Source organism: Stenotrophomonas sp. 116085_Sma, from assembly GCF_056479585.1.
In genome coordinates, this window is the sequence record NZ_CM151057.1 from 1,060,598 (window position 1) to 1,076,146 (window position 15,549).

Here is a 15,549-nt window from a genome sequence, read left to right on the forward strand (position 1 = left end):
GCGGGTTACCATGTGCGCATCACTTGCTGGAGCCTTCCCCCCATGAGCGCTGAAATCCTCGTCCCCGTGTCCTTCGGCGAGCTGCTGGACAAGATCTCGATCCTGCAGATCAAGTCCGAGCGCATCAGCGACGAGGGCAAGCTGGCCAACGTGCGCAGGGAGCTGTCGGCGCTGGAGCAGACCTGGATGGCGCACCCGGCGGCGGTGAAGGACATCGCCAAGCTGCGTGCCGAGCTGAAGGCGGTCAACGAGCAGCTGTGGGACATCGAGGACGACATCCGCCTGAAGGAGAAGGCGCAGGCGTTCGACCAGGGCTTTGTCGACCTGGCGCGCAGCGTCTACCTGCGCAACGATGAGCGTGCGCGGATCAAGAAGGCGATCAACCTGGCGCTGGGCTCGGCGTACGTGGAAGAGAAGTCCTACCAGGACTACGCGCAGCGCGGGTGAGGTGGATCCGCCGGGCGTGGCCCGGCGCTACCGATGATCCGTCGACTCAGGTGAGGTGGTCCGCTACGTAACGTTCGAATGCCGCGATGCCGTCTTCGACGGTGATCAGTTCCATCACATCGTCGAACTCGATCTTGGTGCCCCATTTCAGGTCGGCAGCCTGCTTGGCCAGGTACTTGCGCGCGGCATCGTCGTAGCGATCCACGCAGTAGCGGCGGTCAGAGTACGGGCCGCTGCGGTTCGGGTTGCTGGCCGCATGCAGGCCCAGCACTTTGGCGCCCATCGCGTTGGCGATATGCATCGGGCCCGAGTCCGGGGTCATCACCAGGTTGGCGCGGGCGAGCAGGGCGGGCAGCTGCTTGAGCGTATCCTTGCCGACCAGGTCCAGCGCTGGCGTATGCAGTTGCGCCTGGATGGCATCGGCCATGCTGCGCTCCAGTTCGCTGCGGCCACCGCACAGCACCACCCGCCAACCGCGCTGTGCGGCGTGGTTGGCCACGGCTGCATAGCGGTCTGCGTACCAGTTGCGGCGCACGTGGCTGGAACAGGGCGAGATCATCAGCACCGGGCGGCCATCGTCCTGCCACTGCGCCGCAGCCCACTCGTACGCGGATTGCGGCACGGCCAGATCCCAGCTGACCTCGGTCTGGCGCAGGCCCAGCGGCTCGCAGAAGCTGCCGATGGCGTCCAGCACATGGATGCCGGGGCGGTCGGGGATGCGCTCGTTGATGAAGAGCCCGTGCAGGTCCTTGGAGCGGCTGCGGTCGTAGCCGATGCGGCGCTCGGCGGGAATGAAGGCCGACAGCAGGTTGGCGCGGAACGCCACCTGCATCTGCAGCAGCGCTTCAAAACGCCCCGGTGGCAGCTGTTTGCGCAGCTCCTTGACCCCTGCCATGCCGCTCTTCTTGTCGAAGGCGTGGAAGGTGACGCCGGGCAGGCCGTCGAGCAGTTTGTGGCCGACCTTGTCGATGATCCAGTGGATCGGCGTGTCCGGACGCGCAGCCTGCAGGGTGCGCACCAGGGGCACCACGTGGGTGACGTCGCCGAGTGCGGACAGGCGCAGGAGGCACAAGGAGGAGGACGCTGATGCCATGTGTTGTTAGACTCAATGAAATGGTCGCATTCGACGCCAATGAAGCGCTGACGCCATGCCGCGAGGGTCGCGGCATCGGGGCCATTCTGTTCGACCGCGAGCGGCTGCGGCAAGCCGAGGTTGGCCTGTTCTCGCCCCAGCACTGGGGCAGCAAGGCCCGGCCGGTCGGCGAGGGCGGTCGCGGCAGCGCCTGGTTCATTGATGCGCCGTTCGGCGCCAGCGTGCTGCGCCACTACCTGCGCGGCGGCCTGGCAGCGAAGATCAGCCATGACCAGTACCTCTGGCGCGGGTCGGACCGGACCCGGAGCTTTGCCGAATTCCGCCTGATGCGCGCCCTGCGCGAGAAGAAGCTGCCGGTGCCCCGGCCGATCGCCGCGTACTACATGCGCGAGGGCCTGCGTTACCGCGCCGCGATCCTGATGGAGCGGATCGAGGGCGTGCGCTCGCTGGCCGACCGCGCATTGGTTGCCGGCCGCGGCGCCCCGTGGGAGGAGACCGGGCGGTTGATCGCCCGCTTCCACCGTGCCGGCCTGGACCATGCCGACCTCAACGCGCACAACATCCTGTTCGATGGCAACGGCCACGGCTGGCTGATCGACTTCGACCGCGGGGTGATCCGCATACCGGCCACCGCCTGGCGCGAGCGCAACCTCAAGCGCCTGCTGCGTTCGCTGATCAAGCTGCGTGGCGAGCGCAGCGTGGAAGACGTGCAGAAGGACTACGCGCGGCTGCGCCGCGCCTATGACATGGCCTGGAACCGGGGCACCTGATGGACTGGTCGTTGCGTTTCCTCGGCGTCGGCAATGCGTCGGCGGTCGAGCTGGGTTCGCCGATGTCGGTGATCGAGCGCGATGGCCGGCCGTGGCTGACCATCGATTGTGGCGGTGAAGGCCTGACCGCGTTCAAGGCCCACTACGGGCACATGCCGCAGGCGCTGTTCGTCACCCATGTGCACCTGGATCACGTGGCCGGTTTCGAGCGGCTGTTCGTGGATACCTTCTTCAGCACGCAGCGCCGCGGCAAGGTGCGCCTGTACGTGCCGGCCACGGTGGTGCCGCTGCTGCACAGGCGCATCGGCGACTACCCGAACGTGCTGGCCGAGGGCGGTGCCAACTTCTGGGATGCCTTCCAGCTGATCGTGGTGGGCGAGGCGTTCTGGCATGAGGGCGTGCGCCTGGAAGTATTCCCGGTACGCCACCACTGGCCGGAGACGGCTTACGGCCTGCGCCTGCAGGGCGCGCTGACCTGGAGCGGTGACACCCGGCCGATTCCGGAGATGCTGGCCCGCTTCGCCAACGACAACGAGCTGATCGCCCACGACTGCGGCCTGCACGGCAACCCGTCGCATACCGGCGTGGACGACCTGGAGCGTGAGTACAGCGCAGAGCTGCAGTCCCGGATGATGCTCTACCACTATGCCAGCGTGGCTGACGGTGCGGCGCTGGCCGCGCGCGGCCACCGCGTGGCGCAACCGGGGCAGCGCGTGCCGCTGGCTTTCCCGACCGCACCGAACGTGCTGGCACAGGATCCGCCGTGAGCGGAACCGGCGCGCCCGCCGATGCGGCGCTGGCCGCCGAACTGGAGATGCTGGAGCGCGCGCTGCATGCGCCTGCGGTGCGGGCTGATCGTGAGCGCCTTGCCGCACTGCTGGACGAGGATTTCAGCGAAATCGGCAGTTCCGGCCGCTGTTACGGCCGTGAAGCGGCGTTGGCGGAGATTCCGCTGGAGCGGGCGCAGGTGCAGATCGAATCGGAGCAGTACGCGGTCTCGCTGCTGACGCAGGACCTGGCCCAGGTGCGTTATCGCAGCCGCTATCACCTCGATGGCCAGCCGCAGGGCTGGGTGCTGCGCAGTTCGCTGTGGCGCAGGCACGCACAGGGGTGGCGGGTGGTGTTCCACCAGGGCACGCCCGAGGCACGGTAGCGCTGGGCCATGCCGGGCGAAGCATGTGAAGCCGGGGTCAGATCCCTTTGCCGTGCAAAGGGATCTGACCCCAGTGCAGAAAAGGCGGTGGCCCCGCCGGCTGACCTCGGCGCCCGCGTCGATCGATACCGTTGCTGCCTTCCGGCCCTGGCGGGGTTTTCGACCTAGCGTCGCGAGGGGCCGACGGGGCCACCATAGAGACGTTGGCCGCCCGGTGGGCGGCCAGTTCACGGATCAGGGGAAGCAGCGCGCGATGCGCCAGAGACCACAGCCGGACTGCGCATCGGCTGGCCGATGGCAGGCGCGTAGTCTAGCGCAGGCAGGTGCATCGACGCCAGCTTCACGCGCTGAATCTGCTGTAACCCGTTCCCGCCCACGGCGCCCCGGGCCAGCCCCCGTTGCTAGAATGCCGGCCTGGAGGAACGACCTCCCCCACATCGGGAATCAATGACCAGGACGGCCTGGCCCTACCAAGAGGAGGGCCGTCATGGCCTGGATCTATCTGTTGTTCGCCGGCCTGCTGGAAATCGTCTGGGCCGTGTCCATGAAGCAGTCCGAAGGCTTCACCAAGCTCACCCCCACCGTGGTCACGATCGTTGGCATGATCGCCAGCTTCTGGCTGCTGGCCGTGGCCATGCGCAGCCTGCCGCTGGGCACCGCCTACACGATCTGGACCGGCATCGGCGCGGTCGGCGCATTCGTGGTCGGCATCGTGTTCCTGGGCGAGCAGGTCAGCCCGATGCGGATCGGTGCGGCGGTACTGATCGTTTCCGGCCTGGTGCTGATGAAACTCTCGAGCAGCTGAATGTATTTACTTATGGCGGGGAAAGGAATCTCCGCTTCCAGTAGATATATGCATTTTCGGCAAAACCATTTTGTCCGCCCGTTTTATTTGACGTACGTCATGAAAATGGAGGGCGTGATTCACATGCCGCTGGCACCGACGGTCGCACAGTGCCGCCATTCGTCGGGCGAAACCGGGGAGTTTTCGCCTTGATGGACATGCTTTCGTACCTGTCACCGGGTGTGATCGCGTGAAGATGTGAAGATTTTCAGGAGTTAATGCCTTCAAGCCTTGTTTCCGTATCGGGAGCCGAGGTGGGCCGCATTGTCTCCAAAAAACCTGCCAGCTGTGCCATCCGGTCTTTTCATGGAGATTTACCGATGAACCGCATTTACCGTCTGGTTTTCAATCGCGCCCTCGGCGTAATGCAGGTTGCTTCGGAGGTCGCCCAGAATCCCGGCGGAAGTGCGGTACGCTCGGCACGGCCACCGCGATTGCGGACGCACCAGCTGGCGGTAGCACTGGCAGCCACGCTGGCCAGTGGATCGGCATTCGCGGCCTGCACTACCGCAGGTACGACGGTGACCTGCGCCACCGGCTCCAATACCAATTCTCTGGCCAACAGCATCAATGGCGTGACGCTGGATATCCAGACCGGCGCCGCGCTCAGCGTGCTGCCGGTCGTTGGCGGAAGTGCAGTGAATTTGAGTGGTAATGGCATCACCGTGAACAACCAGGGCACGGTCGATCCCACGATCAACGGTGGCCTGAGCCTGGCGGCGTCGGGCATGGTGCTGGGCAACAACACCGTCGGTGGAAACACCATCAGCGTCAACAATCAGGCAGGCGGGGCGATCAAAGGCCTGGTCAACATCGGCTCCATCTTCGGTTTCGGCGGACAGGCGCTGGTGGTGCAGAATGCTTCCGGCGGTGTCAGCAACATCGTCAACGCCGGTAATGTGGACATGTCGATCTTTGGTGCAGGCCTGTTGACCACGGCCGATGCGGCATCGATCGTCAGCTACGGTGGTGCGCAGACCACTCTCGACAACACCGGCACCATTACCGGCCGCATAGGGTTCCAGGGTTCGGCCACGGCGGGGGCCGGCAATACCTTCCTCAACGCAGGAACCATCAACGGCAGTGTGAACCTGGGCAGTTCGGTCACCGGCAACACCTTCACCGCCGTGTCTGGTTCCAGCGTCAATACCGCCGGTATCGGCGTGGCCGGGCAGGTCGGCGCGCTTGCGGTGAATCTGGCCGCGGCCGGCATCGTCGACGGTGGTTCGGCGTCCAACAACAGCCTGGTGCTGCAGAACAGCGCCACCGGCCCGGGCAGCGGTACCGGTGGGGTGGTGACCACGCTGGGCTGGAACCAGTACATCAACTTCCAGAGGCTCACCGTCAACAGCGGTACCTGGAACCTGCAGGGTGCGTGGGCTGGTGCAGGCACGACCACGCTCAATGATGGTCTGGTCAATTTCAATAATGCCGGTTCCTTCGGCACAGGGCTGTTCACCGCCAACGGGGGTGCCATCGCCTCCTCCACGGCCGGTCTGAATCTGGCCAACGCTTTCAGCCTTGGTGGCAATCTGTCACTCGCGGGGACCAATGCGTTCAGCCTGGGTGGCGTGCTGTCCGGTACTGGCGGGCTGACGGTCAACAACACCGGCATCGTTACTCTCGGCGGCGCAAACCTGTTCTCCGGCGGCGTCAACCTCAATGCCGGCGGCCTGGTACTGGGGAATGCCGGTGCACTGGGCAGCGGCAACCTGACCGTGGGTGGCAGCGCTTCGTTGGATACGACGGCGGGCTTCACCCTGGGCAACAATCTGGTGATCAATGGCGGGGGCTCGCTGAACCTGCTGGGCAGCAATGCGCTGTCATTGAACGGTTCGATCTCCGGTGCCGGCAACGTGACCAAGAACGGCGCGGGCACGTTGACCTTGAATGGTGCCAACTTGCTGACCGGTAACTTCAGCCTTGCCGGGGGCTCGCTCGCGCTCGGCGCGGGCGGCAGCCTGTCGCCCACGGGTGCGATGACGCTGGGCGTTGGCACCACGCTGGACCTGACGGCAGCGGCCAACCAGACCATCGGCTCGTTGGCCGGCCTCGGCGGCACGGTCAATCTGGGCAGCCACACTCTGACCTTGGGCGGGCTGGGCGACACCAGTTACAGCGGCACGTTCGGCGCCGGCACGGGTGGCCTGATCAAGCAGGGCATCGGTGTGCAGACCCTGTCCGGCGTAAACAACCTCAGCGGCGGTGTTGCGCTCAACGCCGGCGGCTTGTTGCTGGGCAACGTGGCAGCGTTGGGCAGCGGCACGCTGTCCGTCGGCGGCGATGCCACGCTGGATGGCACGACCGGGTTGGCGTTGACCAATGCCGTCAACCTCGGTGCCGGCGCCAGCCTGAATCTGCTGGGCAACCAGGCGCTCACCTTCAACGGCGTGATCGGTGGCGCTGGCGGCCTGATCAAGAATGGCGCGGCAACCCTGACGCTCAACGGCGCCAATACGTTCGGCGGCGGTCTGGCGCTCAACGCCGGCAGTCTGGTGCTGGGCAATGGCGGTGCACTGGGAGCCGGCGCACTGAACGTCGGCGGCGCGGTATCGCTCGACGCCAGCACCGGGCTCACCGTGGGCAATGGCATCACACTGGGCGCCGGCGGTTCGCTCAATGTGCTGGGCTCGAACGCGCTGACGCTGGGGGGTGTCATTGGCGGGACCGGCAGCCTGGTCAAGAACGGCGCTGCCACGCTGACGCTGGGTGGTGCGAACACCTTCACCGGCGGCCTGGCCATCAATGCCGGCAAGGTCGCGGTGGGCAGCGGCGGCAGCCTGGCTGCCGGCGGTGCGGTCAGCCTGGCCGGCGTGGGCGCTGACCTGGACATCTCGCTGGGGGGCAACCAGACCATCGGTGCACTGTCCGGCATCGCCGGCAGCACGGTGACGTTGGGCAGCAGCACGCTCACCTTCGGTGATGCCACCAACCAGACCTTCGCCGGCGTGATCGGCGGCACCGGTGGCCTGATCAAGCAGGGCACCGGCGTGCAGACGCTGACCAGCGCCAACACCTTCAGCGGTGGGGTAAATCTTGCCGCCGGTGGCCTGGTGCTGGGCAACGCCGGTGCGCTGGGAAGCGGTGCGCTGACCGTAAGTGGCAACGGTTCGCTGGACGCCACTGCTGCGCTGAACCTGGGCAATGCGATCAACCTTGGCGCGGCATTGACCCTGCCGGGCAGCCAGAACCTGACCCTGGCCGGCAACATCACCGGCACCGGCAGCCTGGTCAAGAACGGTGCGTCGACGTTGACCTTGAACGGCACCAACACCTTCAGTGGTGGACTGAGCGCAAACGCCGGAAGTCTGCTGCTGGGCAACAACGGTGCGCTGGGTACCGGAGCGCTCAGCGTCGGCGGGAGTGTTTCGCTGGACGGCAGTGCCCCCCTGAGCCTGGCCAATGATGTCGCGCTCGGTGGTGGTGCGCTGCTGACGCTGCCGGGCACACAGGCCATCACCCTGGGCGGCGCGGTTTCCGGCGCAGGTGGCCTGGTGAAGAACGGTGCCAGCTTGTTGACCCTCAACGGCGCAAATACCTTCAATGGTGGGCTGACGCTCAACGGTGGTGGCCTGCTGCTGGGCAATGCCGGTGCACTCGGCACGGGCGCACTGAATGTCGGCGCAAGCGCGACGCTGGACAGCAGTGTCGCGCTCAGCCTGGGCAATGCGGTGAATCTGGGCGGAGGCACGGTACTGAACCTGCTTGGCACGGAGAATGTAACGCTGGGCGGTGTCATCGCCGGAACCGGCGAACTGGTCAAGAACGGCGCTTCGACGCTGACCTTGAATGGCTCCAACACCTTCTCCGGTGGTGTCGGCCTCAATGCCGGTGTGCTGCGGCTGGGCAATGCCGGCGCACTGGGCACCGGCGCACTGGATGTGGGTGGCAACGCGTCGCTGGATGCCAGCGCCGCACTGAACCTGGGCAACAGCATCGGCCTGGCCGCAGGTGCCAATCTGACCGTGCTGGGCAGCAACGACCTGACGCTGGGTGGGCCGGTGTTCGGCGCCGGTGGATTGATCAAGGACGGTGCGGCACGGTTGACCCTGAGCGGTGCCAACCTCTATGCCGGCGGCACCACCATCAACAACGGCACGCTGGCGCTGGGGGCCGGTGGCAGCCTGGCGGCGGGCGGCGATGTGACGCTCGGCAATGCCGGCGCGGGCTTCGACATTTCCGCGGCCGGCGGCAACCAGACCATCGCTGCGTTGAACGGCGTGGCCGGAACCGCGCTGACGCTGGGCGGCAATTCGCTGACCTTCGGCAGCAATGCCAACGCCAGCTTTGATGGCGTGATCAGCGGCACTGGCGGCCTGGTCAAAACCGGTACTGGCATCCAGACGCTGTCCGGTGCCAACACCTTCAGCGGTGGCCTGGCGCTCAATGGCGGTGGGCTGGTGCTGGGCAACGCCGGTGCGCTGGGGACCGGCGCGCTCGGTGTGGGTGGCACCGTCAGCCTCGACAACACGGTGGCACTGAACCTTGCCAACGCGGTGAACTTCGGCGCCGGCACGCAGCTGACTCTAGGCGGCGGCAGTGACCTCACCCTGGGCGGCGTGCTGAGCGGCAACGGCAGCCTGGTCAAGAACGGTGCTGGCCTGCTGACGCTCAACAACAGCAACACCTTTGGCGGCGGCCTGACCTTGAATGGTGGCGGCCTGGTGGTCGGCGCCAGCGGCGCGCTGGGCACCGGTGCGTTGAATGTGTCCGGCAGCACCACGCTGGATGCCGGCGCTGCGGTGACGCTGGGCAACGCCGTGAACCTGGGATCGGGCGTGGCACTGACCCTGCCGGGAAGCAACGCGCTGACCCTGGGCGGCATCGTGGCCGGCAATGGCAGCCTGATCAAGAACGGCACCGCCACGCTGACGCTGGCAGGGGCCAGCACCTACAGCGGTGGTACCACCATCAACGCCGGCACGCTGGCGCTGGGCACGGGCGGCAGCCTTGCCGCAGCGGGCGATGTCACGTTGGGAGCAGGCGCTGGCTTCGATATCTCCGGTGCCGGCAGCAGCCAGACCATCGGCGCGCTCAACGGTGCTGGCGGAAGCACGCTGGCGCTGGGCGGCAATTCGTTGACCTTCGGTACGGCCGGCAACGCCGCGTTCGACGGCGTGATCAGTGGCAGCGGCGGGCTGATCAAGGTAGGCACGGGCGTACAGACGCTGTCCGCGGCCAACACCTTTGGCGGCGGCGTGACGCTCAACGCGGGCGGACTGGTGCTTGGCAATGACGCGGCGCTGGGCAGCGGCGTACTGACCGTTGGTGGTGCCGCCACGCTGGATACCACCGGCCTGGCAGCGCTGACCAACAACATCGCGCTCAACGCCGGGCTGACCGTGCTCGGGACCAATGCACTGACGCTCAACGGCGTCCTATCCGGGGCCGGCAGCCTCACCAAGAATGGCAGCGCGACGCTGACCTTGAATGGCATCAACACCTACACCGGTGGCACCAACATCAACGCCGGCACGCTGGCGCTGGGGGCCGGTGCCAGCCTGGCGGCGAGCGGTACCGTGAACCTCGCCACCGGCGCCACGCTGGATCTGTCTGCCGGCAGTGGCACGCAGCAGTTCGGCACGCTGGTCGGCAACGGTACGGTGAACCTCGGTGCCAACTCGATCGAGGTCGGCGGCGCCACCAATGGCACCTTCAGTGGCTCGATCGCAGGCACTGGGGGCCTGACCAAGGTCGGTGCGGGCATCGAGACGCTGACCGGTGCCAATACCTACACCGGCGGGACCTTCATCAATGCCGGCACGCTGGCGATTGGTCCGGGCGGCAGCCTGGCCGCCACCGGTGCGGTCACGCTGAGCGCCGCAGGCACCGGCTTTGATATCTCCACCGCAGGGGCCAGCCAGACCATCGGGGCGTTGAATGGCGTGGCGGGCTCGACGGTGAGCCTGGGGGCACAGACGCTGACACTCGGTGGCGTTGGCAACAGCCTCTTCGATGGCGCGATTTCCGGCACCGGTGGCCTGGTCAAGAATGGCGCCGGGATTCTCACGCTGGGCGGCGCCAATCTCTTCAGCGGTGGCGTTGCACTCAACGGCGGTGGCCTGGTGGTTGGCAACAACGCTGCGCTCGGCAGCGGTGCGTTGACGGTCGGAAGCAACGCAACGCTGGACGCATCGACCGGTGCCAGCCTGGCCAACAACATCAGCCTGGCAGCGGGTGCCAATCTTGATCTGCTCGGCAGCCAGTCGCTGGCACTGGGCGGTGTGATCTCGGGTACAGGTGGGTTGATCAAGGACGGTGCGGCCACGGTAACCCTGAGCGGTGCCAACACCTACACCGGTGGTACCACCATCAACAGCGGCACGCTGGCGATCGGTGCCGGTGGCAGCCTCGCCGCAACCGGCGCGGTGAACCTGGCCGGTACCGGTACGCTCGACATCTCCGCGGGCAACCAGGCCATCGGTTCGCTGGCCGGCGTGGCCGGCAGCACGGTGGCGCTGGGCGGCAGCACGCTGACCCTGGGCGGCACGGTGGACAGCACCTTCAACGGTGTGATCGGCGGCAGTGGTGGCCTGGTCAAGAACGGCGCGGGCGTGCAGACGCTCAATGGCGTCAACACCTTCAGCGGCGGCGTGGCGCTCAACGCCGGTGGCCTGGTGGTCGGCAACGATGCTGCGCTGGGCACCGGTACGGTGACGGTCGGAGGCGCTGCTACGCTCGATTCGAATACTGCGGCCATCCTTGCCAACACCTTCGTCCTCAACAACGCGTTGACCGTGCTGGGCAGCAACAACCTCACCCTTAATGGCAGCCTGAGCGGCACCGGCAGTCTGACCAAGGAGGGGGCAGCCACGCTGACCTTGAACGGCACCAACACCTACACCGGCGGCACCAACATCAACGCCGGTACGTTGGCACTGGGCGCGGGCGCGAGCCTGCACGCCAGCGGCATCGTCAACCTGGCCTCGGGGGCGACCTTCGATCTGTCGGCGGGTAGCGGCACGCAGCAGTTCGGCACCCTGATCGGCAACGGTACGGTGAACCTGGGTGCCAACACGCTGACGATCGGAGACGCCACCAATGGCACGTTCAGTGGTTCGGTGGCGGGCTCCGGTGGCCTGATCAAGGAAGGATCGGGTACCCAGACCTTGACCGGCACCAACACCTTCACCGGTGGTACCACCATCAACGCCGGCACGCTGGCGATCGGCGCCGGTGGCAGCCTGGCTGCGACCGGTGCGGTGAACCTGGCCAACGCCGGTACCGCCTTCGACATCAGTGCGGGCGGCGCGCAGGCCATCGGCTCGCTGGCCGGCGTGGCGGGTTCGGCAGTGGCGCTGGGCGGCAGCACGCTGACGCTCAATGGCGTGGGTAACAGCACGTTCGCCGGTGACATCACCGGCACCGGTGGCCTGGTGAAGAACGGCGCAGGCATACAGACCCTGAGCGGCAACAATACCTTCAGCGGCGGCGTGGCACTCAACGCCGGCGGCCTCGCCCTGGGCAACAACAATGCACTGGGAACCGGCGCGCTGACCGTGGGCGGCAATGCCAGCCTGGACGGCACCAGCGCGCTGACCTTGGCCAACAGCGTGCAGCTGGCCGGCGGTACGCTGACCCTGGCCGGCAGCAACGCGTTGACCTTGAATGGCCCGATCAGCGGTGCCGGCGGCCTGCTGAAGGATGGCGCGGCGACGGTTACCCTCGGCGGCGCCAGCAGCTACACCGGCACCACCACCATCAACAGCGGCACGCTGGCGGTGGGCGCGGGCGGCAGCCTGTCTGGCGCCAGCACGGTGAACCTGGCCGGCACCAGCACGCTGGACATCAGTGCCGGTGGCAACCAGAGCATCGGCGGCCTGGCCGGTGTCGCCGGCAGCACGGTGGCGCTGGGCGGTGCAACGCTGACCACCGGCGGCAACAACGCCAGCACCACCTTCGCCGGCGTCCTCGGTGGTACCGGCGGCCTGGTGCAGAGCGGTACCGGTACGCTGACCCTGAGCGGCGACAACACCTATACCGGTGGCACCACCATCAACGGCGGCAGCACGCTGCAGATCGGCAGCGGCGGCAGCACCGGTTCGGTGCTGGGCGACATCACCAACAACGGCAGCCTGGTCTACAACCTCGGCACCACGGCAACCGTGGGCGCCGTGATCAGCGGCAGCGGTGGCCTGACCCAGGCCGGCAGCGGCACGCTGGTGCTGACCGGCAACAACACCTACACCGGCGGTACCACCATCAACGCTGGCGGCACGCTGCAGGTCGGCAACGGTGGCGCGACTGGTGCGATCGTCGGTGACATCACCAACAATGGTGCGCTGGTCTCCAACGTGGCCGGCAACACCACGCTGGGCGGCACCATCAGCGGCAGCGGTGGCCTGACCCAGGCCGGCGCCGGTACGCTGACCCTGACCGGCAACAACACCTATACCGGCGGCACCACCATCAACAGCGGTGGCACGCTGCAGGTGGGCAATGGCGGTGCGACCGGTGCGATCACCGGCAATGTCGCCAACAACGGCAGCCTGGTGTTCGATGTGTCCGGCAATACCACGGTCGGCGGTGCGATCAGTGGCACGGGCGCGCTGACCCAGGCCGGCGCTGGCGTGCTGACCCTGGTCGGCAACAACACCTACACCGGTGGCACGACCATCAACGCCGGCGGCACACTGCAGATCGGCAATGGCGGCGCGACCGGCTCCCTCGCCGGCGACATCATCAACAATGGCGCGCTGATCTCCAACGTTGCGGGCAATACTCTGCTGGGCGGCACCATCAGCGGCAGCGGTGGCCTGACCCAGGCTGGCAGCGGTACGCTGGTGCTGACCGGCACCAACACCTACAGCGGCGGCACCACCATCAACACCGGCGGTACGCTGCAGCTGGGCAACGGTGGCGCGACCGGTTCGATCGTCGGCGACATCACCAACAACGGCACGCTGGTCTCCAACGTGGCCGGCAACACCACGCTGGGGGGAACCATCAGCGGCAGCGGCGGCCTGACCCAGGCTGGCAGCGGCACGCTCACCGTGACCGGCAACAACACCTACACCGGGCCGACCACGATCAACGCAGGCGGCACGCTGCAGGTCGGCAACGGCGGTGCGACCGGCGCGATCGGTGGCAACGTCACCAACAACGGCAGCCTGGAGTTCAACGTGGCCGGCAACACCACCGTCGGCGGCGCCATCAGCGGCAGCGGTGGCCTGACCCAGGCCGGCAGCGGCACGTTGATCCTGGGCGGCAACAACACCTATACCGGGGGTACCACCATCAACACCGGCGGCACGTTGCAGCTTGGCACTGGCGGCGCCAGCGGTGCGATCGCCGGCAACGTCAGCAACAACGGCAGCCTGGTGTTCAACGTCGGTGGCAATACCACGGTGGGCGGCACCATCAGTGGCAGTGGTGGCCTGACCCAGGCCGGCACCGGCACCGTCACCCTGACCGGCAACAACACCTACACCGGCGGCACCACCATCAATGCCGGCGGTACCGTGCAGGTCGGCAATGGCGGCGCCAGCGGCTCGATCACCGGCAACATCACCAACAACGGTGGCCTGGTCATCAACACCGGCGGCACCACCACGCTGGGCGGCACCATCAGCGGTGGTGGCAGCATTGTGCAGGCAGGCCCGGGCGGCCTGAACCTGGGCGGCAACAGCGGCGGCTTCAGCGGCACCGGCCAGGTCACCGGCGGTGGCCTGAATGTCACCGGCAACATCGGTGGCCAGTGGACCATCGGCAGCGGTACCACGCTGTCCGGCACTGGCACCATCGGTGGTACCGGTGGCGGCGTAACGGTGTCCAGCGGCGGCGTGCTGTCGCCGGGCAACGGCCCGGGCAACGGCAGCGGCGCGGGCAATGGCACCGGCACGATCACGGTGGGCGGCAACCTGACCCTGTCGCCGGGCAGCACGCTGGGCATCGATCTCGGTGCCACCGGCAGCGATACGGTACAGGTGGGCGGCAGCGCCAACGTGGGTGGCAGCATCGTAAAGGTGAATACCATCTCGCCGAACACCAGCTACCAGCAGGGCCAGCAGTACACCGTGATCAACGCGGGTGGTGGCGTCAGCGGGCAGTTCGCTTCGGCGACCTCGCCGTCGGCCTTCCTGACCATCACCCCGGTCTATACCGCGAACACGGCCAATCTGCAGATTGATGTGGCGCAGACCGCGGCATTCACCACGGCGGCGAAGACGCGCAACCAGTACAACACCGCTGCAGCGCTGGACAGCCTGCCGCAGAGTGGCGCAGCACTGGGCCTGTACAACACGGTGCTGACGTACGACGCGGGCACCGCACGCGCGGCGTTCGACCAGCTGTCCGGTGAGGTGCATGCGGCCAGCCGTGCGGTGTTGCTGTACGACAACTATCTGGAAGAGGGCATCCGCCAGCGTCTCGGCAGCGAACTGCCGACCGTGCGTGGCGAGCGTGCCTCGGCCTGGCTGGCCGGCAGCGGCAAGGTGTTCAAGCAGGATGGCGATGGCAACGGCGGCGACATCCGCTCCAACCGCAATGCACTGATGGCGGGTGTGGACTGGCAGCTGGGCGAACATGTGGTGCTGGGTGCGGCCGCGGGCAACGAGCGGCTGGATACGCGCCTGTACGATCGCAGCTCGCGGGCCCGCCTGCGCGGCAACACGTTCGGCCTGTACGCACAGGGCCAGTGGAACAACGGCTTTGCGGTCGGTGGCAGCGTGTCGCGCGGTGATTACCGCACGCGCACCACGCGCGAGGTGCCGCTGTTGGGGCAGACCCTGTACAGCCGCCAGGATTCGGATGTGACCATCGCGCAGGTGGAGGGCAGCTGGACCTGGACCCATGGCAAGACCCAACTGCAGCCGTATGTGCAGTTCACCAAGCACTGGGTCGACAGCGATCGTGCGGTGGAGCAGGGCGGTACTGCCGCGCTGGTACTGGAAGGCGGCAAGGACACGCTCAATGTCAGCACCGTGGGCGTGCGCGGCCGTTGGGACGTGGGCAGCGGCGAGCGTTTCCCGGCGCAGCTGACGGTGGGCCTGGGTTGGCAGCACGCATCGGGTGATACCGATGTGGCCAGCCGCAACCGCTTCGCCGTCGGTGGCAACGCGTTCGATGTCTACAGCGCGGTGATGGCACGCAATGCCCTGGTCAGCCAGGTGGGCGTGGCGGTTGGGCTGGGCCGCAACAGCCAGCTTTCGATGTTCATGCAGGGCCAGCACGGCGATGGCCGCCGCGATGTTGGCGGGCAGATCAACCTGCGCGTGGGCTTCTGAGGGGAGCAGGGCAGCAC

At 67.1% G+C, this 15,549-nt stretch carries 7 protein-coding genes and 1 other RNA gene; 6 read left to right on the forward strand and 2 right to left on the reverse strand.

The window, feature by feature from the left end; genetic code table 11:
* Positions 1–42: 42 nt before the first annotated feature.
* On the forward strand, positions 43–447 hold the full coding sequence (locus tag ACZK0Z_RS04850) for a DUF6165 family protein (protein ID WP_049430220.1): 405 nt from the start codon (positions 43–45) through the stop codon (positions 445–447).
* A 46-nt stretch (positions 448–493) separates the two neighbouring features.
* On the opposite strand, the gene ACZK0Z_RS04855 is transcribed toward ACZK0Z_RS04850, so the two are convergent.
* The gene (locus ACZK0Z_RS04855) at positions 494–1,540 is read right to left on the reverse strand and encodes a glycosyltransferase family 9 protein (RefSeq protein WP_049430218.1); all 1,047 of its coding nucleotides are present in this window, start codon (positions 1,538–1,540) and stop codon (positions 494–496) included.
* 20 nt (positions 1,541–1,560) lie between these two features.
* Between ACZK0Z_RS04855 and ACZK0Z_RS04860 the strand changes: the two genes are divergently transcribed.
* From ACZK0Z_RS04860 to ACZK0Z_RS04870, 3 genes are read left to right on the forward strand one after another with little or no spacing between them, the layout of a single operon-like run.
* Complete coding sequence (locus ACZK0Z_RS04860) at positions 1,561–2,310, forward strand: 3-deoxy-D-manno-octulosonic acid kinase (RefSeq protein WP_012479275.1); 750 nt, start codon at positions 1,561–1,563, stop codon at positions 2,308–2,310.
* Positions 2,310–3,077: an MBL fold metallo-hydrolase gene (locus ACZK0Z_RS04865; RefSeq protein WP_197633210.1), complete on the forward strand. Its 768-nt coding sequence runs from the start codon at positions 2,310–2,312 to the stop codon at positions 3,075–3,077. The genes ACZK0Z_RS04860 and ACZK0Z_RS04865 overlap by 1 nt, the downstream gene beginning before the upstream one ends.
* On the forward strand, positions 3,074–3,463 hold the full coding sequence (locus tag ACZK0Z_RS04870) for a DUF4440 domain-containing protein (RefSeq protein WP_197633211.1): 390 nt from the start codon (positions 3,074–3,076) through the stop codon (positions 3,461–3,463). The genes ACZK0Z_RS04865 and ACZK0Z_RS04870 overlap by 4 nt, the downstream gene beginning before the upstream one ends.
* A 90-nt stretch (positions 3,464–3,553) precedes the next feature.
* On the opposite strand, the gene ffs is transcribed toward ACZK0Z_RS04870, so the two are convergent.
* An RNA gene (gene ffs / locus ACZK0Z_RS04875) (signal recognition particle sRNA small type) lies at positions 3,554–3,650 on the reverse strand.
* Positions 3,651–3,950: 300 nt separating this feature from the next.
* Between ffs and ACZK0Z_RS04880 the strand changes: the two genes are divergently transcribed.
* Both ACZK0Z_RS04880 and ACZK0Z_RS04885 read left to right on the forward strand, forming a co-directional pair.
* Positions 3,951–4,268: a DMT family transporter gene (locus ACZK0Z_RS04880; RefSeq protein WP_005408286.1), complete on the forward strand. Its 318-nt coding sequence runs from the start codon at positions 3,951–3,953 to the stop codon at positions 4,266–4,268.
* A gap of 359 nt (positions 4,269–4,627) precedes the next feature.
* Positions 4,628–15,532: an autotransporter-associated beta strand repeat-containing protein gene (locus ACZK0Z_RS04885; protein WP_197633212.1), complete on the forward strand. Its 10,905-nt coding sequence runs from the start codon at positions 4,628–4,630 to the stop codon at positions 15,530–15,532.
* The last annotated feature ends 17 nt before the right edge of the window (positions 15,533–15,549 follow it).